The sequence below is a fragment of the Bacillus sp. CECT 9360 genome (assembly GCF_918741275.1).
Lineage (GTDB): Bacteria > Bacillota > Bacilli > Bacillales > DSM-1321 > Peribacillus.
Genome location: NZ_CAKKNA010000013.1, coordinates 29,972 through 52,338, shown reverse-complemented (window position 1 = coordinate 52,338; position 22,367 = coordinate 29,972). Strand labels below are relative to the sequence as shown.

General features: G+C 45.4%; 21 protein-coding genes. All 21 read right to left on the bottom strand.

Annotated elements, in window-relative coordinates:
• Positions 1–33: 33 nt before the first annotated feature.
• On the bottom strand, positions 34–666 hold the full coding sequence (gene pyrE / locus LQ216_RS15805; protein WP_230130431.1) for an orotate phosphoribosyltransferase: 633 nt from the start codon (positions 664–666) through the stop codon (positions 34–36).
• Positions 663–1,379: an orotidine-5'-phosphate decarboxylase gene (gene pyrF, locus LQ216_RS15800; protein WP_230130430.1), complete on the bottom strand. Its 717-nt coding sequence runs from the start codon at positions 1,377–1,379 to the stop codon at positions 663–665. Before pyrF ends, pyrE begins: the two co-directional genes overlap by 4 nt.
• Complete coding sequence (locus LQ216_RS15795) at positions 1,351–2,292, bottom strand: dihydroorotate dehydrogenase (protein WP_230130429.1); 942 nt, start codon at positions 2,290–2,292, stop codon at positions 1,351–1,353. Before LQ216_RS15795 ends, pyrF begins: the two co-directional genes overlap by 29 nt.
• Entirely contained in the window at positions 2,289–3,068 is a 780-nt protein-coding gene (locus LQ216_RS15790) for a dihydroorotate dehydrogenase electron transfer subunit (protein ID WP_230130428.1), read from the bottom strand. The genes LQ216_RS15795 and LQ216_RS15790 overlap by 4 nt, the downstream gene beginning before the upstream one ends.
• On the bottom strand, positions 3,065–6,271 hold the full coding sequence (gene carB, locus LQ216_RS15785) for a carbamoyl-phosphate synthase large subunit (RefSeq protein WP_230130427.1): 3,207 nt from the start codon (positions 6,269–6,271) through the stop codon (positions 3,065–3,067). Before carB ends, LQ216_RS15790 begins: the two co-directional genes overlap by 4 nt.
• Positions 6,250–7,356, bottom strand: a complete 1,107-nt coding sequence (locus tag LQ216_RS15780; RefSeq protein ID WP_230130426.1) for a carbamoyl phosphate synthase small subunit — start codon at positions 7,354–7,356, stop codon at positions 6,250–6,252. Before LQ216_RS15780 ends, carB begins: the two co-directional genes overlap by 22 nt.
• Positions 7,353–8,639: a dihydroorotase gene (locus tag LQ216_RS15775; protein WP_230130425.1), complete on the bottom strand. Its 1,287-nt coding sequence runs from the start codon at positions 8,637–8,639 to the stop codon at positions 7,353–7,355. The genes LQ216_RS15780 and LQ216_RS15775 overlap by 4 nt, the downstream gene beginning before the upstream one ends.
• Positions 8,640–8,818: 179 nt before the next feature.
• Entirely contained in the window at positions 8,819–10,138 is a 1,320-nt protein-coding gene (locus tag LQ216_RS15770; RefSeq protein WP_230130424.1) for a solute carrier family 23 protein, read from the bottom strand.
• Positions 10,139–10,422: 284 nt separating this feature from the next.
• Positions 10,423–10,965: a bifunctional pyr operon transcriptional regulator/uracil phosphoribosyltransferase PyrR gene (gene pyrR / locus LQ216_RS15765; RefSeq protein ID WP_230130423.1), complete on the bottom strand. Its 543-nt coding sequence runs from the start codon at positions 10,963–10,965 to the stop codon at positions 10,423–10,425.
• 182 nt (positions 10,966–11,147) lie between these two features.
• Positions 11,148–12,065, bottom strand: coding sequence for an RluA family pseudouridine synthase (locus LQ216_RS15760; RefSeq protein WP_230130422.1), 918 nt, complete (start codon positions 12,063–12,065; stop codon positions 11,148–11,150).
• Positions 12,058–12,528, bottom strand: coding sequence for a signal peptidase II (gene lspA / locus LQ216_RS15755; protein ID WP_230130421.1), 471 nt, complete (start codon positions 12,526–12,528; stop codon positions 12,058–12,060). The genes LQ216_RS15760 and lspA overlap by 8 nt, the downstream gene beginning before the upstream one ends.
• 243 nt (positions 12,529–12,771) lie before the next feature.
• Positions 12,772–15,537, bottom strand: a complete 2,766-nt coding sequence (gene ileS, locus LQ216_RS15750) for an isoleucine--tRNA ligase (protein WP_230130420.1) — start codon at positions 15,535–15,537, stop codon at positions 12,772–12,774.
• Positions 15,538–15,940: 403 nt separating this feature from the next.
• On the bottom strand, positions 15,941–16,444 hold the full coding sequence (locus LQ216_RS15745; protein WP_230130419.1) for a DivIVA domain-containing protein: 504 nt from the start codon (positions 16,442–16,444) through the stop codon (positions 15,941–15,943).
• A gap of 97 nt (positions 16,445–16,541) precedes the next feature.
• A complete protein-coding gene (locus LQ216_RS15740; RefSeq protein WP_230130418.1) occupies positions 16,542–17,312 on the bottom strand; it encodes an RNA-binding protein in 771 nt (256 codons plus the stop codon).
• Positions 17,313–17,432: 120 nt separating this feature from the next.
• Positions 17,433–17,696 (bottom strand): YggT family protein, encoded by a 264-nt coding sequence (locus LQ216_RS15735; RefSeq protein WP_230130417.1) that lies wholly within the window; start codon positions 17,694–17,696, stop codon positions 17,433–17,435.
• Between the two features lie 6 nt (positions 17,697–17,702).
• Positions 17,703–18,161, bottom strand: coding sequence for a cell division protein SepF (locus LQ216_RS15730; RefSeq protein ID WP_230130416.1), 459 nt, complete (start codon positions 18,159–18,161; stop codon positions 17,703–17,705).
• 12 nt (positions 18,162–18,173) lie between these two features.
• Positions 18,174–18,851 (bottom strand): YggS family pyridoxal phosphate-dependent enzyme, encoded by a 678-nt coding sequence (locus LQ216_RS15725; protein WP_230130415.1) that lies wholly within the window; start codon positions 18,849–18,851, stop codon positions 18,174–18,176.
• Between the two features lie 7 nt (positions 18,852–18,858).
• Complete coding sequence (gene pgeF / locus LQ216_RS15720; RefSeq protein ID WP_354959166.1) at positions 18,859–19,683, bottom strand: peptidoglycan editing factor PgeF; 825 nt, start codon at positions 19,681–19,683, stop codon at positions 18,859–18,861.
• A 137-nt stretch (positions 19,684–19,820) separates the two neighbouring features.
• Positions 19,821–20,066 (bottom strand): YlmC/YmxH family sporulation protein, encoded by a 246-nt coding sequence (locus LQ216_RS15715; protein WP_230130414.1) that lies wholly within the window; start codon positions 20,064–20,066, stop codon positions 19,821–19,823.
• A gap of 406 nt (positions 20,067–20,472) precedes the next feature.
• Positions 20,473–21,252 carry an RNA polymerase sporulation sigma factor SigG gene (gene sigG / locus LQ216_RS15710; protein WP_117305208.1) on the bottom strand — a complete coding sequence of 260 codons (780 nt, stop codon included), beginning with the start codon at positions 21,250–21,252 and terminating at the stop codon, positions 20,473–20,475.
• Between the two features lie 349 nt (positions 21,253–21,601).
• Positions 21,602–22,321, bottom strand: coding sequence for an RNA polymerase sporulation sigma factor SigE (gene sigE, locus LQ216_RS15705; RefSeq protein ID WP_230130413.1), 720 nt, complete (start codon positions 22,319–22,321; stop codon positions 21,602–21,604).
• Positions 22,322–22,367 lie beyond the last annotated feature (46 nt).

Here is a 22,367-nt window from a genome sequence, read left to right as displayed (position 1 = left end):
AGCCAGTTGGAATTTCCCAACTGGCTCTTTGTCTTAAGCGGTAATCCAACCGGTATCAGCCGGATTTCCCCTCCACTTGTTCAGCTTCTCCAGATCGCTCTCTTCGATATAGCCATGTTTTACCGCTACTTCAATCAGCGTTGTGTAATCACTTAAAGAGTATGCTAGGATGCCTTCTGAATTGAGCTGTTCTTTTCCTTTTTGCAGTTCATAGCTGAAAATCGAAACGACCCCTAAAACATTACAACCATTTTCACGTAATGCTTTTACTGCCTCAATTACGCTGCCGCCTGTCGAAATCAAATCTTCGACAACGACAACCTTTTGACCGGGTGCAGCTTTACCTTCGATTTGATTGCCTTTCCCGTGGCCTTTTGGCTTTGAACGAACATAGCACATAGGGAGATTTAACAAATCGCTTACCCATGCCGCATGGGGGATTCCGGCCGTTGCTGTGCCGGCAATCACTTCCGCATCTGGGAAATGCTCTGTAATCAAAACTTGCAAGCCTTTGGCTATTTTTGAGCGGATTTCCGGATAGGAAAGCGTCAAGCGGTTATCACAATAGATCGGCGACTTGATTCCTGACGCCCATGTAAATGGGTTATTCGGCTGTAAATAGACGGCCTCGATTTCTAATAAATGCTCTGCGATTGAATGTTTCATACACCGATTCCCTCCCAGGCTTCCTTTATCATTTGATAAGAATGTACCGGATCTTTTGCGGCTGTAATCGCCCGGCCGACAACGATGGCATCCGCTCCAAGCAGCCTTGCCTGTTCGGGGGTCGCCACTCGCTTCTGGTCATGGTGTTCCCCATCGGCCATGCGGATGCCCGGTGTTACCGTCAAAAAGCCCTTCCCAGTTCTCTCATGAATCTTTGTTACTTCATGTGTTGAACAGACGACTCCATCAAGGCGGGATCGTTTAGCCAATTCAGCATAGTGGAGAACCGATTCTTCAAGGCTTGACTTAATCAACTGTTCTTTGTTCATTTGTTCCGTGGAGGTGCTTGTCAGCTGGGTGACCGCAATGCATGCAGGCCTCAACTTTCCCGCAGGGGTTCCCGCTTCCAGGCCTTCCCATGCTGCTTCCATCATCTTCCGTCCGCCGGCGGCATGGACATTCACCAGGTCAATATTCAACCGTGCGAGCCCCTTCATCGCTTGCTTTACGGTATGCGGGATATCATGAAGCTTTAAATCGAGAAATACATCATGGCCTTTGCCCTTAATCAAATCAAGGATCGCGGGACCGTTTTGATAAAACAGTTCCATCCCGACTTTAACAAATAATCGTTCTTTGCCGAATTGGTCCAGAAATTCCTTTGTTTCTTTTTGTCCTGGAAAATCAAGTGCGATGATAAGCGAGTGATTCATTCTTTCCCCAGCTCCTTCCGGTACATTCAGAAATATGACCATATCCTAGCTTTTCGAGCAAAAGCGGCAGCTCTTCAATGATGTTCGGGCATACAAAAGGATCGACGAAATTGGCTGTACCAACCGCGACGGCGCTTGCCCCGGCATAGAAAAATTCGATTACATCCTCAGCTGTTGCAATCCCGCCCATGCCGATAATCGGAATCGATACATGCTGGCTAACTTCATGAATCATCCTGATCGCAACAGGCTTAATCGCCGGACCGGATAAGCCACCCGTTCCATTGGCGAGGACCGGCTTTGCTGTTTTCAAGTCCAATCTCATCCCGAGCAGTGTGTTAATCATCGTCAGTCCATCAGCACCGCCCTCTTCGACCGCTCTCGCAATTTCGGTAATATTGGTGACATTCGGTGACAGTTTGACATAAACAGGTACCTGTGAAACTTCCTTCACTGCTTTGGTCACGCTTTTCGCTGTTGCCGCATCCGTTCCAAAAGCGATTCCGCCTTCCTTCACATTCGGGCAGGAGATATTCAATTCCAATGCCTTCACGTTCGGGGCCTTGCTTATCTCACGCGCAACCTCGATATAATCCTCAATCTGCGAACCGGCAATGTTTGCGATAATCGGAACATTGTAGTTATCAAGCCATGGCAGTTCTTCCTCAATCACTTTTTCGAGACCCGGATTCTGCAGCCCGATCGCATTCAGCATGCCTGCGGACGTTTCCGCTACTCTCGGTGTCGGGTTACCAAACCGCGGCAGCGGCGTCGTCGCTTTGATCATGATTGCCCCAAGCCTACTTAAGTCATAAAACTGGCTGTATTCACGCCCAAAGCCAAAGCAGCCTGATGCCGGCATGACGGGATTTCTCAGTTCCAATCCAGGTAGATTGATCGAAAGTGATTTCATAATAGAACCTCCCCTGCCCGGAATACCGGTCCGTCGCTACACACTTTTTTATAGGAATGGCCGGTTGGGTCGTCCGCTGTATGGCACACGCATGCAAAGCAGGCGCCGATTCCGCAGCCCATCCGCTCCTCCAGTGATAAAAATAGTTTCTTATGGCTGTAAGCTGTTTCCACTGCCCGCAGCATCGGTGTCGGCCCACAAGCATAAATCACTGGAAAATCACCGGGCAAATCCCCGATCACATCGGTTACGAATCCTTTTGCACCGTATGAGCCATCGTTCGTTACCACGAATGTTTCTCCCAGAGCTGAAAATTCTTCTTCATAAAAAACATTCTCTTTTGTTTGAAATCCCAATACATGGGTTACAGAGATTCCCTTTTCTCTTAGCCGTTTAGAAAGTTCGTATAAAGGAGGGACACCAATGCCCCCTCCGACGAGAAGAACTGAATCGCCCTTTGCTGCCTCGCTGACTGGAAAACCGTTCCCAAGCGGCCCAAGCACATCCACACTCCCCTCTATTCGCTTATGTGAGAGCAGTCTGGTCCCTTTTCCTTCGGCGCGGTAAATCATTGTAAATTGTTTTTCTTTAAGATTGATAGACGAAATGCTGATCGGCCGTCTCAGCAAAGGATCAATGCCTTTTCCCGCTTTCACATGGACAAACTGCCCCGGCTCGTTCATTTCAGAAACAAGCTCACCTTGAAGGGTGAGCTCATATATCGATTTGGAGATTTCTCTTTGGCTGACAATCTTCATCTCTTCTTTTTTGATCATGAAAAAGTCACCTCACGACTCGGTTCAGCGTTTCCCATTGCCTCCGCGGAAAATGTCATCGATTCGATTACCCGAAGAATGGCTTCTGCTGTATCCAATGAAGTTAAGCATGGAATTCCATTTTCGACAGATTCCCTTCTTATGCGGAAACCATCCCGTTCCGGCTGCTTGCCTTTCGTTAACGTATTGATGACCAGCTGCGCTTCTCCGCTTCGAATTACATCAATAAGGTTGTGTCCGGCTTCTCCGATTTTATCGACGACAGCGACTGGAATTCCCGCTTCTTTTAATAAGGTCGCTGTTCCATGAGTGGCAATTAAACGATAACCGCAATTGTTAAACCTGCGGGCAATTTGCAGCGCTTCCTGTTTATCCTTGTCCGCTACTGTCAAGAGTACGGAGCCGTGTTCCTTAATCTGGATTCCGGAAGCTACGAGCCCTTTATAAAGTGCTTTCTCGAGCGTAGTGTCTTTCCCCATCACTTCTCCCGTTGACTTCATTTCAGGGCCTAGCGTGATATCGACCCCTCTAAGTTTGGCAAAGGAGAATACCGGCACTTTTACGTATACGCCCGTTTTTTCCGGGACAAGGCCGCTTTTATAGCCCATCGATTCCAGTGAGTTCCCAAGGATCACTTTCGTCGCAAGATTCGCCATCGGCACATTCGTAATCTTGCTTAAAAAAGGAACCGTGCGGCTTGAGCGTGGATTTACTTCGATAACAAACACTTCATCATTGCTGACGACGTATTGAATGTTTAATAGTCCGATAATCTTTAAACCTTTTGCCAGCTTCGTTGTATATTCCTCTATTCTTTCTTTGATTTGCTTTGTAAGGTTTTGCGGCGGGTATACCGCGATCGAATCACCGGAATGGACGCCTGCGCGTTCAATATGCTCCATGATTCCCGGTATGACGACGTCTTTTCCGTCTGAAATGGCATCGACTTCGATTTCCTTTCCGGTTAAGTAGCGGTCAATCAAGACGGGATGCTCAGGGTTGATTTTGACGGCATTTTTCATGTAGTGAAGCAATTCTTCCTGCTGGTAGACGATTTCCATCGCTCTACCGCCCAGAACATACGACGGCCGGATCAGCACCGGATAGCCGATATCTTCAGCAATCTTAACCGCCTCCTCAATCGAAGTGGCCGTTTTTCCTTTCGGCTGGGGAATTTCTAAAGTACGCAACGCCTGTTCGAACTTATCCCGGTTCTCCGCGCGGTCCAGGTCTTCAAGCGTTGTTCCTAAAATGGTCACGCCTCTCTCTACAAGCTGGTCCGCTAAATTGATCGCTGTCTGTCCCCCGAATTGAACCACAACACCCATTGGTTTTTCGAGGTCAATGATATGCATGACGTCTTCGATTGTCAGCGGTTCGAAATAAAGCTTGTCGGAAATGCTGAAATCGGTGGAGACGGTTTCCGGATTGTTATTGATGATAATCGCTTCATATCCCGCTTCTCTAATCGCCCAGACCGAGTGCACGGTTGCGTAATCGAATTCTACCCCCTGGCCGATCCTGATCGGGCCTGAACCGAGGACAACCACGCTTTTCCGGTCAGTGACGATCGACTCGTTTTCGTCCTCATACGTTCCGTAAAAATAAGGTGTCTCGGATTCAAATTCTGCGGCGCAAGTGTCGACCATTTTATATACTGGCATGATCCCTTTGTCTTTTCGCCATTCATAAATCGATTTTTCACTTGCGTTCCATAGAGACGCAAGTGTTACATCAGCAAAGCCCATCTGCTTTGCTTTCCGACCGATTTCTTCGTTAAAAGGATTCTCGAGGAGACGTTCTTCAAATACGACGATTTTATGGAGTTTATAAAGGAAAAACAAATCAATCTGGCTCCACTCATGGATTCTCTCCATGCTGATTCCTCTTCGCAACGCTTCCCCGATGTAAAATAACCGTTCATCGCCGGCCATTCTGATTCTTTTCTCGATTAACTCATCTACGATTGGCTCATCCAGTCCGATATGAGAGAAACCTGCCTCAAGCGAGCGAACGGCTTTCAGGATCGACTCTTCAAATGTCCTGCCGATTGCCATCACTTCTCCGGTTGCTTTCATTTGTGTCCCGAGTTTACGGTTGGCGGATTCAAACTTATCAAACGGCCAGCGTGGGATTTTTGTGACCACATAGTCAAGGGCAGGCTCAAAGCTTGCATACGTTTTTCCTGTTACAGGGTTTAACATTTCATCCAGTGTTAAGCCGACTGCGATTTTTGCCGCCAGCTTGGCAATTGGATACCCGGTCGCTTTCGAAGCTAGCGCCGACGAGCGGCTGACCCGCGGATTGACTTCGATTACAAAGTAATCAAAACTATTTGGATCTAAAGCAAGCTGTACGTTACAACCGCCTTCAATTTCAAGTGCCCTGATGATTTTTAAAGAGGTGTTCCGCAGCATCTGGTATTCCCGGTCGCTGAGCGTTTGGCTCGGTGCAACTACGATTGAATCACCCGTATGGATGCCGACCGGGTCAAAGTTTTCCATATTGCAGACGACAATCGCATTATCATTGCTGTCTCTCATAACCTCGTATTCTATTTCCTTAAAGCCGGCAATGCTTTTTTCTAATAAGCATTGGGTTACCGGGCTGCTTTTCAATCCACCGGTGACAATTTCAACTAACTCTTCTTCATTGACGCAAATGCCCCCGCCTGTCCCACCGAGCGTAAATGCCGGACGGACGATGACCGGATAGCCTACGCGATCAACAAAGCGGCGCGCTTCTTCTATTGAATGGACGATATCACTGTCAGGGACCGGTTCTCCCAGTTCATTCATTAGTGTCCTGAATAAATCCCTGTCTTCCGCTTTTTGAATCGCGGAAAGTTCTGTCCCAAGAATTTTCACATGGCATTCTTCCAAAACACCTGCATTTGCCAGTTCAACGGCCATGTTAAGCCCAGTCTGCCCGCCCAGCGTAGGCAATAAGGCATCTGGCCGTTCTTTGCGGATGATTTTGCTGACGAACTCGAGCGTGATCGGTTCAATATAAACGGCATCGGCAATTTCGGTATCGGTCATGATTGTCGCCGGATTCGAGTTTACGAGAATGACCCTATATCCTTCTTCTCTTAAGGCGATACATGCCTGGGTGCCCGCGTAATCAAATTCCGCTGCCTGCCCGATTATGATTGGACCTGAACCAATCACCAGGATGCTTTTTATATCTGTACGTTTTGGCATGTCAATTCCCCTTCCGTCTTAGCCGATTCGATCATATCTATAAATTCATCAAATAAATAATTGGCGTCTTCCGGCCCAGGGGATGCTTCCGGATGGTATTGCACCGTAAATGCCGGGAATTGCTTATGTCTTAACCCTTCCACTGTTCCATCATTTAAAGCGATATGGGTTACTTCCAATCCTGTTTGGTCAACCGATTCACTCCGGACTGTATAGCCATGGTTTTGTGCAGTCAGCGCAATTTTTCCGGACCGCAAATCCTTAACCGGGTGGTTGGAGCCGCGATGGCCAAATTTCATTTTTTCGGTATCAGCCCCGTTCGCGAGCGCAAACAGCTGATGGCCTAGACAGATTCCGAATATTGGCACCTTCCCCTGGATTTCCTTGATCATCTCGATGGCTTCATCGACGTCCTTCGGGTTTCCCGGTCCGTTTGACAGCATGATTCCGTCCGGGTGTAAGGACAGAATTTCTTTGGCGGTTACGTTGTAAGGGACGACAATTACATCGCAATCCCGGTCATTCAATTCCCTTAAGATGCCATGTTTCATTCCAAAATCGACGAGAACGACCCGTCTGCCTCTTCCCGGGCTTGGATATGCCGTTTTTGTAGACACTCGTTTCACTTGGTCGTTCGGGGATACTGTCGCCTTCAACAGCTGAAGTACTTCTTCCGCTGTTTTTTCGATATTGCATAGGGCTCCCTTCAATGTCCCATACTGCCGGATGATTCTCGTTAGCTTTCTAGTATCAATCCCGCTGATTCCAGGAATGTTTTTTTCTTTAAAAAATTCATCCAAAGAAATTTCGCTTCTCCAGTTAGAAGGAAAATCAGCTGCTTCCTTGACTATAAAACCTGAAATCGCTGGATTAATCGATTCGAAATCGTCCCGGTTTATTCCGTAATTCCCTACAAGGGGATAGGTAAGAGTCACAATCTGTCCGCAGTAAGAAGGATCGGATAAGATTTCCTGATAGCCCGTCATACCCGTGTTGAATACAACTTCTCCGATTTTTTCTGTATCGCTTCCGAATGCTTCGCCGATAAATACAGTACCGTCTTCAAGAATCAGCTGTCTTTTCATTGATTTCCACGTCCTTTTTCCCAAGCCTTTTTGCCTTCCGCAATCGTCATAACCGGCCAGCCACAGCAGGTTTGGCCATGAAAAGGAGTATTCTTCCCTTTGGATGCGAATTCTCGGATGTCAATTTCTTTTTCTGTTTCTAAATCAAGTAAAACCATATCGGCAATCGCGCCTGCTTCTAACCGGCCATATGGCAGCGAAAAGCTTTCAGCAGGTTTCACCGTTAAAAAGTCGATTAATTCTTTCAAAGAGAGAATTCCTTTTTTTACAAAATGGGTGTAAAGAAGCGGGAATGCCGTCTCCAAACCAACAATTCCGAATGGAGCGAGCTTCATGCCTTCCGCTTTTTCTTCAGCCGTATGGGGAGCATGGTCTGTGGCGATAAAATCGATCGTTCCGTCCAGCAGCCCTTCCAGCAGTGCAGCGCGATCATCCCGACCTCTTAGCGGGGGATTCATTTTATAATTCGGGTCCAGTCCCGGAATGTCCTCATCACAAAGCAACAGATGATGGGGTGTCACTTCAGCGGTAACATGGATCCCGGCTCTTTTAGCGTCCCTTACTGCCCTTACTGATTCCTTCGTGCTGATATGGCAGACATGGTAATGGCAGCCGGCGGCTTCCGCTAACAGAACGTCCCTGGCGATATGCACGGATTCACAAACTGAAGGAATCCCGGTTAATCCGGTTAATCTCGAAAAATCACCTTCATGAACAGATCCTTTATTGATTAACGTATTATCCTCGCAATGGGCGACAATCGGCATATTCACAGCAGCGGCTTTTTTCATGGCGGCAAGCATCATTCCTGCTTCTTGGACTCCAACCCCGTCATCTGTGAATGCAAATGCGCCTGCTTGCTTCAACCCTTCAAAATCGGTCAGTTCTTTTCCAAGCTCCCGTACGGTAATCGAAGCGTAAGGAAGCACCCGGACATGCCCGGTTTCATCGATTCTTTGCTTGAGCCAGTTCATTTGTTCCTTGCTGTCCGGCACCGGCCGAGTGTTTGGCATTGCGGCCACTGTTGTATATCCGCCCCTGGCAGCGGCCATCGTACCCGTCTCAATCGTCTCTTTCTTTTCTCCGCCCGGCTCTCGCAAGTGGATGTGCAAATCTATAAAACCTGGGGCTACAAGCATTCCGGCCGCATCTATCATTTCACAGTCTTCGGTCGAAATATCTTCTGCCACATCGGTGATTATCTTTCCTTCAAAAGCAATGTCAGCTTGCACAAGATTCCCTTCATTATCGAGTAATACCCCATTTTTGATGACCGTTTTCATGAATCTTCCTCCTCTGCTTTTTCAATAAAAAACACCCTGGCCAAAGATAGGCTCAGGGCGGCAATATGCAAATCAAAGATGAAAAGCAGTCATTGCCAGCCTTCCTGTCTTTGATTTTCGCACCACCCTTTTAAGCCTCTCTGGACTTCAATTAAAAGGTGAATCATTATTTGCTTCGTTTATTTTTCTTCTACAATTGTAGCACTAGCACTGGTTGCCTGATCCCTTCCCGGAAGAACCAAGTTGAGCAAGATACCGATAATCGCGGCTAAGGCCATTCCGGAAAGTGAAATTTTATCAGATAGTTTTACAAACGCACCGCCGACGCCGATGACAAGAATTACAGAAGCGATCATCAAGTTTCGGTTCTTTCCAAAATCAACTTTATTATCAATCAGCATACGCAGTCCGCTGGAAGCGATAATCCCAAAAAGCAGGATGGAGATCCCTCCCATGACAGCTTGCGGAATCGAACTGATGACGGCTGAAATTTTTCCAATAAAGCCGAATATAATGGCGATTACGCCGGCTCCCCCGATGACATAGACACTGAATGCCCGTGTGATTGCCAACACACCGATATTTTCCCCGTAAGAGGTTAGCGGCGGTCCTCCGATAACCGAGCCAATCATAATTCCGACCCCGTCACCGGCAATCGATCTGTGCAGACCCGGTTTTTCAATAAAGTTCTTTCCAACTACTTTGCTTAACACCATCTGATGGCCAATATGTTCCGCCAGCGTGACAATGGCCACCGGCACCATGATGAAAATTACTTCCCATGAAAAGTTCGGTGTGTATGTGGCGAACGGAACCATGAAGTCGGGCATTTGGAACCATTTAGCGTTTTGGATTCCGCTGAAATCGATGATTCCAGAAAAATAAGCTGTGGCATAGCCGACAATGATCCCAATCAGGATTGGAATCAGCCCAAGGAACCCTCTTAAGAAAATCGAACATACAATGGTCACAGCCAATGTAACCAGGGCGACGGTAATATGGGTTGTACTGTAAATGAGTTCATCCGCAGGTGCCCCGGGATTTTCATACATCGCCATATTAACTGCTGTACCTGCGAGTCCCAATCCAATAACAATAATGACCGGACCGACAACTACTGGAGGCAGAATGTTCATCAGCCATTGTAGCCCGACCTTTTTGATAATCAAAGCGATGATTCCGTATACCATGCCTGCGAAGAAACAACCAATCATCGCTGCTTCCGGTCCACCGAGCGCTTTTGCCGAGATAATCGGCGCGATGAACGCGAAAGATGATCCGAGATAGGCCGGAATCTGCCCTTTTGTAATAAGTAAGTATGATAGCGTTCCAAGGCCGCTTGATATGAGTGCGATACCCGGGCTCAATCCCACCAGGAAGGGTACTAAAACGGTAGCCCCGAACATGGCGAATAAATGCTGCAAGCTTAACGTAAACCATTGAGCCGGTGAAGGTACGTCCCTTACATCTAAAATGACATCTCTTTTTGTTTCTTCCATGACAATTCCCCCTTGAAAAGCGCAAGCGCCTTGCTCAGCCCCGACAAGCATAAGACAACCCCACGCAGGAAATCCTGATTTCTGAAGCGGGGTGGCTTATGACCTCGAGGGGCTAGGCGCTGGAGCTAGACACCTGTCCTTATTGAAAAATTATACTTTCTTCTTTTTAAAAACCTCTTTGTCTGAATGACAAAGAGGTTGTGTTGAAAGTAAGCATGCCGTTTCCATGCAGCTTATACTCCTCTTGTCAGCCTCGCTGGACTGCTTTTAAAAAGGCTCTAAATTTATTTTTCAATGATGCTTACTTGATCAATGCCATCTACTTCCGCTAAAGCTACCGCGATTTTTTCGGTCTGTGCAGTAGGCACATTCTTCCCGACATAGTCGGCGCGGATCGGCAGCTCCCGGTGTCCCCTGTCGATTAATACAGCAAGCTGGATCTGCGAAGGCCGGCCGATATCGACCAAAGCGTCCATTGCCGCCCTGATCGTTCTCCCTGTGAACAAGACATCATCGATGACGATTACCTTTTTGTCAGCAATATCAACAGGGATGTCTGAACCTTTGACAAGCGGCTCTCCATCACTTGTTTTTTTACTCAAATCGTCTCTGTATAAAGTAATGTCCAGTTCACCGACTTGAATATCTTTACCTTCAATCTCGCTGATCCTCTCAGCCAGCCGGTTGGCAAGGAAAATCCCGCGTGTCCGGATGCCGATTAATATGCAATCCTCGACTCCTTTATTTCTTTCAATCATTTCGTGAGCAATTCGCGTCAGGGCCCTGCGGATCGCTTGTTCATCCAAAACAATTGCCTTTTCACTCATATAGATTCACCCCGTTTCATATAAAAAAATCCCCATGCCAAGAGGGCATGAGGATTTTGCTCGTTAGAATCAGGATATAGCTGTAGTATATCCTTAACGCTCCGCTTCCTTCTCAGCCTCTCTGGACTGTGTTAAAGGTTCTTATTTGATTAGATTCATCTTAAATTTTTTTGCGGATTTTGTCAATTGCTTTTTCGCAAATAGTCAAGCACGTGTTCGAAATCCTTCGGAAGCGGCGCCTCAAATTCTATATATTCCTTTGTCCTTGGGTGCACAAATCCTAAAACTCCTGCATGTAGCGCCTGTCCTTTAATATCGGTCAAGGTTTTTCTCGGGCCGTATTTCGGGTCTCCGGCAATTGGGTAGCCAATATATTTCAGATGGACTCGAATCTGATGGGTCCGGCCTGTTTCAAGCTGGCATTCCACATAAGTAAATGATTGAAACCGCTCCAGAACCTTAAAATGGGTCACTGCATGCTTCGAATTCTCTTCAGTTACCGTCATGCTTTGCCGGTCTTTTTTATCGCGACCGATCGGCGCGTCGATCGTTCCGTAATCATGCGGGACCACACCGTGAGCGATTGCCTGGTATTTGCGGGTAACCGTTTTATCAACAAGCTGCTGCACGAGGCTTTCATGGGCCATATCATTCTTCGCAACCATTAGAAGCCCAGACGTATCCATATCAATCCGGTGCACAATTCCCGGACGCATGACGCCATTGATGCCTGATAAGTCCTGGCAATACGCCATCAAACCATTTACAAGCGTGCCGGATGTATGACCGGGTGCGGGGTGGACGACCATTCCGCGCGGCTTGTTGACGACGAGCACATCGCTGTCTTCATAGTAAATATCGAGATCCATGTCTTCAGGCATTACATCAAGCTCCTGGAGATCAGGCAGATTCACTTCGACCTCGTCCCCGGAACTGCATTTGTAATTCGTCTTAATGACCGCCCCGTTAGCAAGTACATGCCCGTCCTTTATCAACTGCTGTACATATGACCTGGACCAATCTTCATTTAAGACGGACAGTACTTTATCAATCCGTTCTTTTTGATGTGTTTCATTCAGGGTGTATGTTACGTTATCCATTCTTTTTCTCCTTGGCTAGCTTTTCTTCTAAAAACATATAAATAATTAGCATCCCTACTCCAATACAAAGGGCCGAATCCGCAATATTGAATATCGGGAAATTATAACCGAAAGGAAACGTATGAACAAAGTCGACCACTTCTTTTCTCACTAATCGGTCAATAAAGTTGCCAATCGCACCGCCGAGCATAAAACCAAGCGCTGTTCCAAGCAATACACTTTGCTTTCCCATTTTCTGAAGGTAATATACGAGGCCAATGATCACGATAGTCGTAATCAAGTAAAAAAACCACATTTGCCCTTCTAAAATACCCCAAGCCGCCCCGCGATTGCGATGCGACGTTATGTATAGAAAGTTATTGATAATTTCGATACTTTGTCCAAGCTCCATGTTTTTCACGACCAGCCATTTCGTAAACTGATCCAGAGCAATAATCAACATGGCAATCAAGTAATAAAACACACTTTATCCCCCAAACTATCTAAAAAGTTTCCTTTTGAATTGTAGCATACTCCGAAAAATTTGCCTAATTAAAATCAGCTAGAAAAATCGCAAGCCGACTTACGCGAAAAGAATGTCCATTTACGCAAACTGCCCGTACATAAGCGAAAATACCTCTGATTTCAGCGAAAGTTCAAGGGGGGACCCCTGCGTGCTATAGAAAAAGGAGCAGAGCCAAAAGGCTACCACTCCTCATTACAATTATTAGTTTGAATAATGTTCATGGATGACAGTAGCACAGCGAGAGCAGAGAGTTGGATGCTCCTCAACATGACCAACATCTTCAGAAACATTCCAACAGCGCTCGCATGTCTCCCCGTCCGCTTTCGTAACTACAATCGCTGCTTTTTCGAGTTTAAGCGCATGTTCGGGAGCGGCTTCGATATTGCCTGCTACCTCGAATGCAGAGACGATGAACAATTGCTCCAGGTTTTCATCGATGCTGTCAAGCAATTGCTTGCTATCCTCATTTACATAAACCGTCACTTTCGCATTTAAAGATTTACCGATGATTTTTTCATTACGTGCTTCTTCCAATGCTTTTAGAACATCGTTACGCAAAGATAAAAACGTGTTCCATTTCTCTTCGATTTCCTGTGCATTATTTATTTCAATTTCATCAGGCATAAGCGTCATTTGAACGCTTTCCTCGTTTACGCCAGGAATGAAGGTCCATACCTCATCCGCTGTATGGGAAAGAATTGGCGATACAAGCTTGGCAAGGACTAGTAATGATTCATAAAGAACCGTTTGGATCGCTCTTCTTTCATGGTTGTCCGGCGCTTCACAGTATAAAATATCCTTCGCATAATCAAGATAGAAAGCACTGAGGTCAAGCGTACAGAAATTATTGACCAGGTGATAAATGTTTGCAAATTCGTAATTGTCGTATGCCTTTTTTGAATGCTTCACAAGCTTGTTCAATTTAATAAGCATAAATCGGTCGACTTCGCGAAGCTCGTTAAAGCTAGCTTTATCCGTTTCAGGATTAAATCCATCCAGGTTTCCGAGAAGGAAACGGAACGTATTACGGATCTTTCTATACACTTCGGAAACCTGCTTTAAGATTGGATTGGACACACGTACATCTGACTGATAGTCAACAGATGCCACCCACAGCCTCAGTATGTCAGCACCGAGTTGATTCATGACTTTTGCAGGTACAACGGTATTACCAATCGATTTACTCATCTTCCTTCCTTCGCCATCCAAAGCAAAACCGTGGCTTAACACGCCTTTATAAGGAGCTTTTCCGCTTACCGCTACACCTGTGGAAAGCGAAGAGTTGAACCAGCCGCGATATTGGTCAGAGCCCTCCAGATACAAATCAGCAGGCCTCTCTAGTTCTTCACGCTCTACAAGCACTGCCTGGTGGGAAGATCCGGAATCGAACCAAACATCCATGATATCCGTTTCTTTTGTGAATTTTCCATTTGGACTGCCGTCGTGCGTAAAGCCTTCCGGAAGCAAATCTTTAGCGTCACGCTCAAACCATACATTAGAACCATGCTCGCGGAACAGGCCGGAAACATGTTCAATTGTTTCGTCGGTAATAATCGGTTCTCCGTTTTCTGCATAAAAGACCGGAATCGGAACACCCCATGCACGCTGGCGGGAAATACACCAGTCCCCACGGTCACGCACCATGTTATACAGACGTGTCTCACCCCATGTGGGCACCCATTTGGTTTCCTCCACAGCCTTTAATAAATCCTGGCGGAAATCCTTGATTGAGGCGAACCATTGCGCCGTTGCCCGGAAGATCGTCGGCTTTTTCGTACGCCAGTCATGCGGGTAGGAGTGGGTAATGAACGAAAGCTTTAAAAGAGCACCTGCTTCTTGAAGCCTTTCCGTGATCGGCTTGTTCGCTTCATCATAGAATAACCCCGCGAATTCTCCGGCTTCTTTTGTCATAACTCCTTTTTCATCGACCGGGCAAAGTACGTCTAACCCATATTTCTGCCCGACAATGAAGTCGTCTTCCCCGTGACCTGGTGCCGTGTGGACACAGCCTGTTCCGGCATCCGTCGTAACATGATCACCGAGTACAACAAGAGATTCACGATCGTAGAGCGGATGTTTGGCCACGATTCTTTCAAGCTCACTTCCCTTTACTGTTTTGACAACTTTATGGCTTTCCCATGGAACCTCTTGTGCCACAGATTCAAGTAAAGCTTCCGCTACTAAATACTTTTCGCCTTCTGTTTCAACGACCACGTAAGTTAAGTCAGGGTGGACCGAAATTCCGAGATTCGCTGGAATTGTCCAAGGCGTAGTCGTCCAAATGACAATTTTAACGCCCTCTTCAATTACGCCTTTTCCATCGGTAACCTCAAACCCTACATAAATGGATGCTGAACGTTTGTCCTGGTATTCGATTTCGGCTTCGGCAAGCGCAGACTCACTGGACGGTGACCAGTAAACCGGCTTAAGCCCTTTATAGATATACCCTTTTTTCGCCATCTCGCCGAATACTTTAATCTGTTGCGCTTCATATTCAGGCTTGAGCGTAATATAAGGATTTTCCCAATCGCCGCGAACGCCAAGTCGCTTGAATTGCTCACGTTGGCTACTAATTTGCTCGTATGCGTATTCTTCACACAGCTTGCGGAATTCCGCCACGCTCATTTCTTTACGCTTTACTCCCTTTTTCGTCAGGGCCGTTTCGATTGGAAGACCATGCGTATCCCAGCCGGGCACATACGGGGCATGATAGCCGCTCATCGATTTATAACGGACAATAAAATCCTTCAGAATTTTGTTTAGCGCATGCCCCATATGAATATCCCCATTTGCATAGGGCGGTCCGTCATGCAAAATAAATAAAGGGCGGCCCTTTGTATGTTCCTGTACCCTACGATAAATATCTTTTTCATTCCAAATTGCCTGGATTTCCGGCTCACGCTTTGGCAGGTTGCCGCGCATTGGAAATTCAGTATTTGGCATCAATAATGTATCTTTGTACTCCATTTCCATTCCTCCAAATTTTTATATCGATATAATGAAGATCTGGTTCAAGAAAATAAAAAAAGCCCTCTCATCCCATATAAGGGACGAGAAAGCTTGATTCCCGCGGTACCACCCTGGTTAGACATAAACGAGGCTTACAGCCACGCTTTGTCCTCTTGAGCATTCGTAACGTGAATGACTCGCCTCGCTTACTTCCTTTCGGGTTCAACTCGGAACTCCAGGGTGATTTTCCATTTCTCCGCCTATACCGGGCTTCCACTTTCCCCGGCTCGCTCATTGTAAGGAAGAACCTTTTTTCATATGGCTTTGAAGAAACGTACTGTCCCTCTCATCGTATGATATCGATATGATTCTATTGTTTACAAATTATATGCGAAATAAGTGCGAACCGTCAAGTGAGCTCTTACATTTCTTCGTCAACGGTTATATCGGTGGCATCGATATCGTATTCCAACAGGTTGTCCCAGTCATCATTATCCAGCAAATCAAGCTGTGCCTCAACGAGCATCTTAAAACGTGTCCGGAAAACTTTGGACTGTTTTTTCAACTCTTCAATATCCATCGCGATTTTTCTCGCTTTGAACAAGGAATCATTGACGATGCGATCAGCGTTCTTTTCAGCTTCTTTTATAATAAGCTTTGCTTCTTTTTGGGCATTCCTTTTTACATCTTCTCCAGCTTCCTGGGCAATCACGATAGACTTGTTCAATGTTTCTTCGATACTAGTAAAATGGCCCAGCCGATCGTGTACTTCATTCAACTTGTGTTCAAGTTCCTGCTTTTCGCGAAGAACAATCTCATAATCTTTTATAATCTGGTCAAGAAATTCATTTACTTCATCCTCATCATACCCACGGAATCCTTTACTGAATTCCCTATTATGTATATCTAACGGGGTTAAGGCCATATGGCACCTCCAAAACAAATTCTACTCTATTATATAATACTATAAGTTTCGACAACAATTTAGTAAATCCTGCTTATTTTTCAATTATTTTTGGTTCTCATAACCTTCCAATTGTGATTCTCCATTTGTCCTTCTTGGTTTTTCCTTCTAACGACATGATTTTACAGCGCCCGAATCCGCGGATGGACAGCGTATCCCCTTCTTTGCATTCGATGGATACATTCTCCGTTTGCTTAAAATTCATTTTGACTTTGCCGCTTGAAATCAAGACCTGCGCTTTCTGACGGGAGAGATTAATAACCGTCGAAATGATTGTGTCAAGTCTCATCGAGCTGACCGTGACGGTATGTTCCACCCATTCTTCTTCTGATTGAAGGACGTCCTTTAACGCCCGCTTTTTTAGCGTAACTGAAGCCTTTCCGATTTTGTCCAGATTGTTTAGCAAATAGGTTTCAATTTCTGCGGCAGCAATAAACTGCACCCGTTCGCCGGAAATGAGAATGTCCCCATATTTTTCGCGCTTCAACCCAAGTGACATCAGTGTACCGAGCACCTGCCTGTGATCGATGTTCACAAATTTACTGGGGTAGGTGATTTCGAATAAAGCGACCTGAAAATCGCTTTCCGCAGGGGAAAAATAGTCCGGGCAAAGAATCGCTCTCTTTCTTTCCGCCGTATCATTCCCGCCAAATAGATGAAACGAAATTTCTTCATCGTTTCCAAGTAAGGTTTGTACGATCTGCTGCGCGCGTGGATCAAGAAAATCCGTCAGTTTAGGAGCATATAAAGTTCTTGCCTGCGTGATCCAATTCAGGGCCTGATCAATGAATTCTTTCTCTTCCGGCCTGAAGTGCTGATAGATGCTCATATGTATTCTCCTTTACGGTCTAATAGAAAAATAAAAAAAGACTATCCATAGGGCAGCAAAAAGGAACTGTATACCAGTTCCTTCTGCGTGGGTCCCTATGGCCAGTCCTAAAATCCATCTCTACATCAGCCATCTGAAAAGCTGTCTTAATCCGCTCTCGGCAAATCGCAGGACAAGCAAAGCCACGATTGGTGAAATATCAATCATGCCAATCGTCGGGATGATTTTTCGAAAAGGTTCTAAGTACGGTTCACAAATTCTAGACAGGAATCGTCCGATTGATGTCTCTCTTGCATTTGGAAACCAAGACATCAATATGTATATGACTAAAGCCATAGAATAAATCGTGATTAAATTCAATAAAATATTAAGTACCAATCCCATTAAAGCTTACCACCTCGCATCGTCAAACTCTTCTTCCAGAGCAAAGCCGGCGATGTTTCCTGAAACATCCACGTTGTCAGGAGTACATAGGAAAATATCCGTTCCAATTTTTTGGATGTCGCCGCTGATGGCGTACACGGTTCCACTCAGGAAATCAACAATTCTTTTGGCCTGGTCATGCTGAATACGCTGCAGGTTAACGACAACGGCCCGACGGTTTTTCAAATGATCGGCCACTTCCTGAGCTTCGGCATATACTCTAGGTTCCAATAATACCACTTTCGAAGACTTTTGTAAGCTTTGCAGACTCACAACATTCTGGTTTACCGTTCCGGCCGCCTGGGACTGTTTAGCAGAAGGGTTCTTAGCCTTTGGTTCCTCGACCTCTTGTTCGATAATTTCTTCTCTGTATTCATATTCATCTTCAAGTGCAAAAAAAGATTTGAATTTTGATACGATAGACATAAATGTACCTCCTTAAGAATCTTTGCCAACAAGGGCGGTTCCTATACGAATCATCGTTGCGCCTTCTTCGATGGCAATCTGGAAATCATTAGACATTCCCATTGACAGTTCTGTACATGGCGCATTGTCAAGACCCGCATGCTGGATTTCTGTTTGAAGCTCCTTTAATTGTCTAAAACAGCTTCGAAGCACAGCTTCATCTTCGGTAAATGGCGCCATCGTCATTAAACCGGCCACAGTAACCTTGTCAAATTCTTTAAGACTGTTAATGAATGGGAGTGCCATCGCCGGTGTGATGCCATGCTTGGAATCCTCCCCGGAAACATTGATCTGGATTAAACATTTTATCGGCCGATCCGCCCTTTTTTGAATTTCTTCAGCTAAAGAAAAGCGGTCAAGCGAATGGATGTATTCTATTTTATCGATTATATTCTTCACTTTTCTCGACTGCAGACTGCCGATGAAATGCCAGACAGCTTTGTCGTTCAAAACGGAATATTTATTTAATAAGCCGTCGTCGCGGTTCTCTCCAAGATTAATGACCCCTGCCTCTACAGCTTCTATGGCCCGTTCGGTTGAGACATATTTCGTGACGGCTACGATTGTTATTTCTTCACGGTTTCTGCCGCTTTTTTGGCAGGACTGCCGGATTTTCTCTTCGATTGATGCCAAATTCTCTGCAACTTTCACTCTCTCTTTAGTCCTCCTTCCAGCCGATGAAGCTCAACTCGCGTCCCGTTTTCCCTTTATCGCGCCGATGAGAGAAAAACTGCTCGTTTTCACAGCTTGTACACAGTGAAGATACTTCGATCTGGTTTTCGGGAACGCCCGCTCTCTCGATTAGGAGTGCGTTCATTTTTTTTAAGTTCAATTGATATTGTCCTTCACTGATTAAAGTATATGGCTTTTCGTCATTTTCTTCCAGCATATTTTGCACCAATGTGATAACTTTATTATCCACAATGTAGCAGTTTTTGCAAATTGAGGGACCAATTACCGCATATATTTCCGAGGAAGGAATGCCTTCGTCGTTCCATCTTTCAATCATTTTCCGTCCAATTCCGCCAACCGTTCCCTTCCAGCCAGCATGGGCTGCTCCGATATATCCTAGCCTAGGTGCCATAAAATACAGCGGGACACAATCAGCATAACATAGTGTAAGCAATATTCCTTTTTGGTCGGTATAAAACCCATCCGTTGCCCTCAAGCCGGAACCATAATCTCTTGCGCCTTTGCCTTTTTCACCGGCATCAATTTTCACAATGTTGGTTTCGTGTGTTTGTTCAGCGCCGACCCAGCAAGAAAGGGGAAACTTAAGTTGATCCGCAATTAATTCACGGTTTCTGACGACATCTTCCAATTTGTCTCCGACATGAAAGCCTGTATTCAAACTTTCATATTCCGCCTTTCCGCTGCCCCCATTTTTTGTCGTAAATCCGACAACCAGCCCGGGCCAGGCTGATTGCCAGCAATTGATTTCAAAGTATTGTTTTTTCTTTAAAACAAACGGTTCACTCATCATTAAACCTCTCCATTTATTTTTTAATAGTTTAACACAAATGCCCGAGTTTTTTTACTTATCAGCTGTTACTCACGCGCCAGAGGTTCTTGGAATTGACTGACTCACTTCCCAGCCACGCTTTCCACAAGTAAAAATCGTTACTTATCTCTGGTATTGTAATCTACCAGTATGACATCGGCTCCTATTTTTTTGATCCTGTGCCAGGGGATAATAAGATCCGCTTCCTTGCCAAACAACCCCATAAGCTTGCTGCCATCCGATACGATAATGGCTTCGATCGCTCCTGTCGATAAATTTATATCTAGATCCGCCAGGCTCCCGAGCTTTTTTCCATCCGAAACATTCACGATATCCTTCACCTGGAATTCCGAAATTTTGAGCAATGCTATCCACTCCCTTTGTCTTCTTATTTATGTATATGATGACCCGCTTGTAACCATGTGGCACGGTATAAAGAAAGCTCGCCGATTGGCAAGCCTGAAAGGCGAAATCAGAGACGTAGTTAGGCCCACAGGACAAGGAATTCTACGACAGCGATGCATCACTAGCGCGGATGCGCTGGCGTCGGCGTAAGACATAAGGACGTGGCAGGGTTTAGCCGACGTTCCGCCTTTCCTCGATAGCTTTTCGAGGATGTGGGTCACACAGGCGAAGACATAAGGAGGTGGCGCAATTAGTCTGTGTTCTGCTTATGCAGATAAGAAAGTATAAACTTTCTTATCTGCCAAAAAATGACGTCTTAAAATGTGACACAGGGGCCTGACCCTGAAACATTTTAAGACGTCATCCTTATTGTTGAATATTTTTATTCATTTGCCGTATGGCCGCTTTTTCGAGACGGGACACCTGTGCCTGTGAAATGCCGATTTCTTCGGCTACCTCCATCTGGGTTTTCCCTTGGAAAAATCTTTTTCGCAGAATCATTTTTTCCCGTTCATTCAATCGCCTCATACCTTCATTAAGGGCAATTTCATCAATCCACTGGCTGTCGCGATTTTTCTCATCACTCAATTGGTCCAGTACATAAATCGGATCACCGCCGTCATTGTAAATCGGCTCAAATAAGGAAACGGGATCTTGGATGGCATCAAGGGCAAAAACAATTTCTTCGTGTGTAACATCCAATACTTTAGCGATTTCTTCCGCGGTTGGTTCCCTTGATGTCTGGCTCATCAGCCGTTCTTTTACCTGCAATGCCTTATAGGCAATATCTCGCAAAGAACGGGAAACTCTTATCGGGTTATTGTCACGCAAATATCTTCTGATTTCACCGATAATCATTGGTACAGCATATGTAGAGAATTTTACATTTTGACCTAAATCGAAGTTATCAATCGACTTCATTAAGCCTATACAACCGACCTGAAATAAGTCATCCACAAATTCTCCACGGTTATTAAAACGCTGAATTACGCTCAATACAAGCCTGAGATTTCCGTTTACCAGTTTTTCTCTTGCTAACGTTTCGCCGTCCTGCATTTCTTTAAAGAGCTTTCTCATTTCATCATTTTTTAAAACCGGTAATTTTGATGTATCCACACCACAAATTTCAACTTTGTTTCGAGACAAAATATTCCCTCCTTACAGGAGCTGCTGTACAAAAGACAGTATCTCCTCGAGAGGGAAAAATATGCACATACACACACCGCAATATTTTGTTGAACAGGGTAAATTATTGTACAAGCATTGATATGATTTGATTCTAAGGCGAGGAAATTTTTTTTACCATTCCCGTGAACGAGAAAGCCCACTCCTTTAGGGGTGGGCTGAAAGGGAGGTCGAACCAGGCATATCTTTAGATACGTTAATCGTTCAACTTTTCTTTTTTAATGGCGTATATCTTGTTTAGGAACATTTAGAGATATGGCGACTTATGGCATGTGGGGAAAAAACCCCCACTGCTTCAGCTGTAGGAGTGTCAAACCATTTTATTAAATTCTTTCCTTAACCTTTTAATGATCCTTTTTTCCAGTCTCGAAATATACGACTGGGAGATGCCGAGCATGTCAGCCACATCTTTCTGCGTCTTTTCTTCCCCGCCGGTAAGCCCGAACCTAAGTTCCATGATTTGCTTTTCACGATCACTCAGTTGGGTGAGCGCCTTTGTAAGGAGCTTGCGGTCTACGTTTGCTTCAAGATCCTTTGTGATAATGTCTTCTTCTGTACCAAGCACATCTGATAGAAGAAGTTCATTTCCATCCCAATCGATATTAAGCGGCTCATCAAACGAGACCTCAGAACGGATTTTATTGTTTCTGCGCAAGTACATGAGAATTTCGTTTTCAATACATCTCGAAGCATATGTAGCAAGTTTGATTTTCTTCTCGGGATTGAATGTATTTACCGCTTTTATTAACCCGATCGTTCCGATGCTTATTAAGTCCTCAATATTAATGCCGGTGTTTTCAAATTTTCTGGCAATATATACGACCAGCCGCAGATTACGTTCGATAAGGATGGAACGTGCCGCTTCATCTCCTTTCGGAAGCTTGTGGATTAGCAGTTCTTCTTCGTCCTTGGAAAGCGGTGGCGGCAATGCTTCACTCCCACCGATGTAGAAAACTTCATCTGATTTCAACCCGAGTTTGATTAACAGTTTATACCAATAATATGTGAAACGGAGCCGTAATTTTTTCAAAAGGATTCTCCCTTCTAATTTTTTAGATTTGGAGTATAGATTAATA

Coding starts and splice junctions, on each gene's coding strand:
- carB (WP_230130427.1), bottom strand. CDS start 6,271: ATGCCAAAACGTACAGATATAAAAAGCATCCTGGTGATTGGTTCAGGT.
- LQ216_RS15790 (WP_230130428.1), bottom strand. CDS start 3,068: ATGATCAAAAAAGAAGAGATGAAGATTGTCAGCCAAAGAGAAATCTCC.
- LQ216_RS15770 (WP_230130424.1), bottom strand. CDS start 10,138: ATGGAAGAAACAAAAAGAGATGTCATTTTAGATGTAAGGGACGTACCT.
- LQ216_RS15735 (WP_230130417.1), bottom strand. CDS start 17,696: ATGGGATTGGTACTTAATATTTTATTGAATTTAATCACGATTTATTCT.
- pyrE (WP_230130431.1), bottom strand. CDS start 666: ATGAAACATTCAATCGCAGAGCATTTATTAGAAATCGAGGCCGTCTAT.
- LQ216_RS15730 (WP_230130416.1), bottom strand. CDS start 18,161: ATGTCTATCGTATCAAAATTCAAATCTTTTTTTGCACTTGAAGATGAA.
- LQ216_RS15780 (WP_230130426.1), bottom strand. CDS start 7,356: ATGAAAAGACAGCTGATTCTTGAAGACGGTACTGTATTTATCGGCGAA.
- pgeF (WP_354959166.1), bottom strand. CDS start 19,683: ATGATGAGTGAACCGTTTGTTTTAAAGAAAAAACAATACTTTGAAATC.
- pyrR (WP_230130423.1), bottom strand. CDS start 10,965: ATGAGTGAAAAGGCAATTGTTTTGGATGAACAAGCGATCCGCAGGGCC.
- LQ216_RS15745 (WP_230130419.1), bottom strand. CDS start 16,444: ATGGCCTTAACCCCGTTAGATATACATAATAGGGAATTCAGTAAAGGA.
- LQ216_RS15775 (WP_230130425.1), bottom strand. CDS start 8,639: ATGAAAACGGTCATCAAAAATGGGGTATTACTCGATAATGAAGGGAAT.
- pyrF (WP_230130430.1), bottom strand. CDS start 1,379: ATGAATCACTCGCTTATCATCGCACTTGATTTTCCAGGACAAAAAGAA.
- LQ216_RS15740 (WP_230130418.1), bottom strand. CDS start 17,312: ATGAGCATCTATCAGCACTTCAGGCCGGAAGAGAAAGAATTCATTGAT.
- ileS (WP_230130420.1), bottom strand. CDS start 15,537: ATGGAGTACAAAGATACATTATTGATGCCAAATACTGAATTTCCAATG.
- LQ216_RS15795 (WP_230130429.1), bottom strand. CDS start 2,292: ATGAAATCACTTTCGATCAATCTACCTGGATTGGAACTGAGAAATCCC.
- LQ216_RS15760 (WP_230130422.1), bottom strand. CDS start 12,065: ATGGATAACGTAACATACACCCTGAATGAAACACATCAAAAAGAACGG.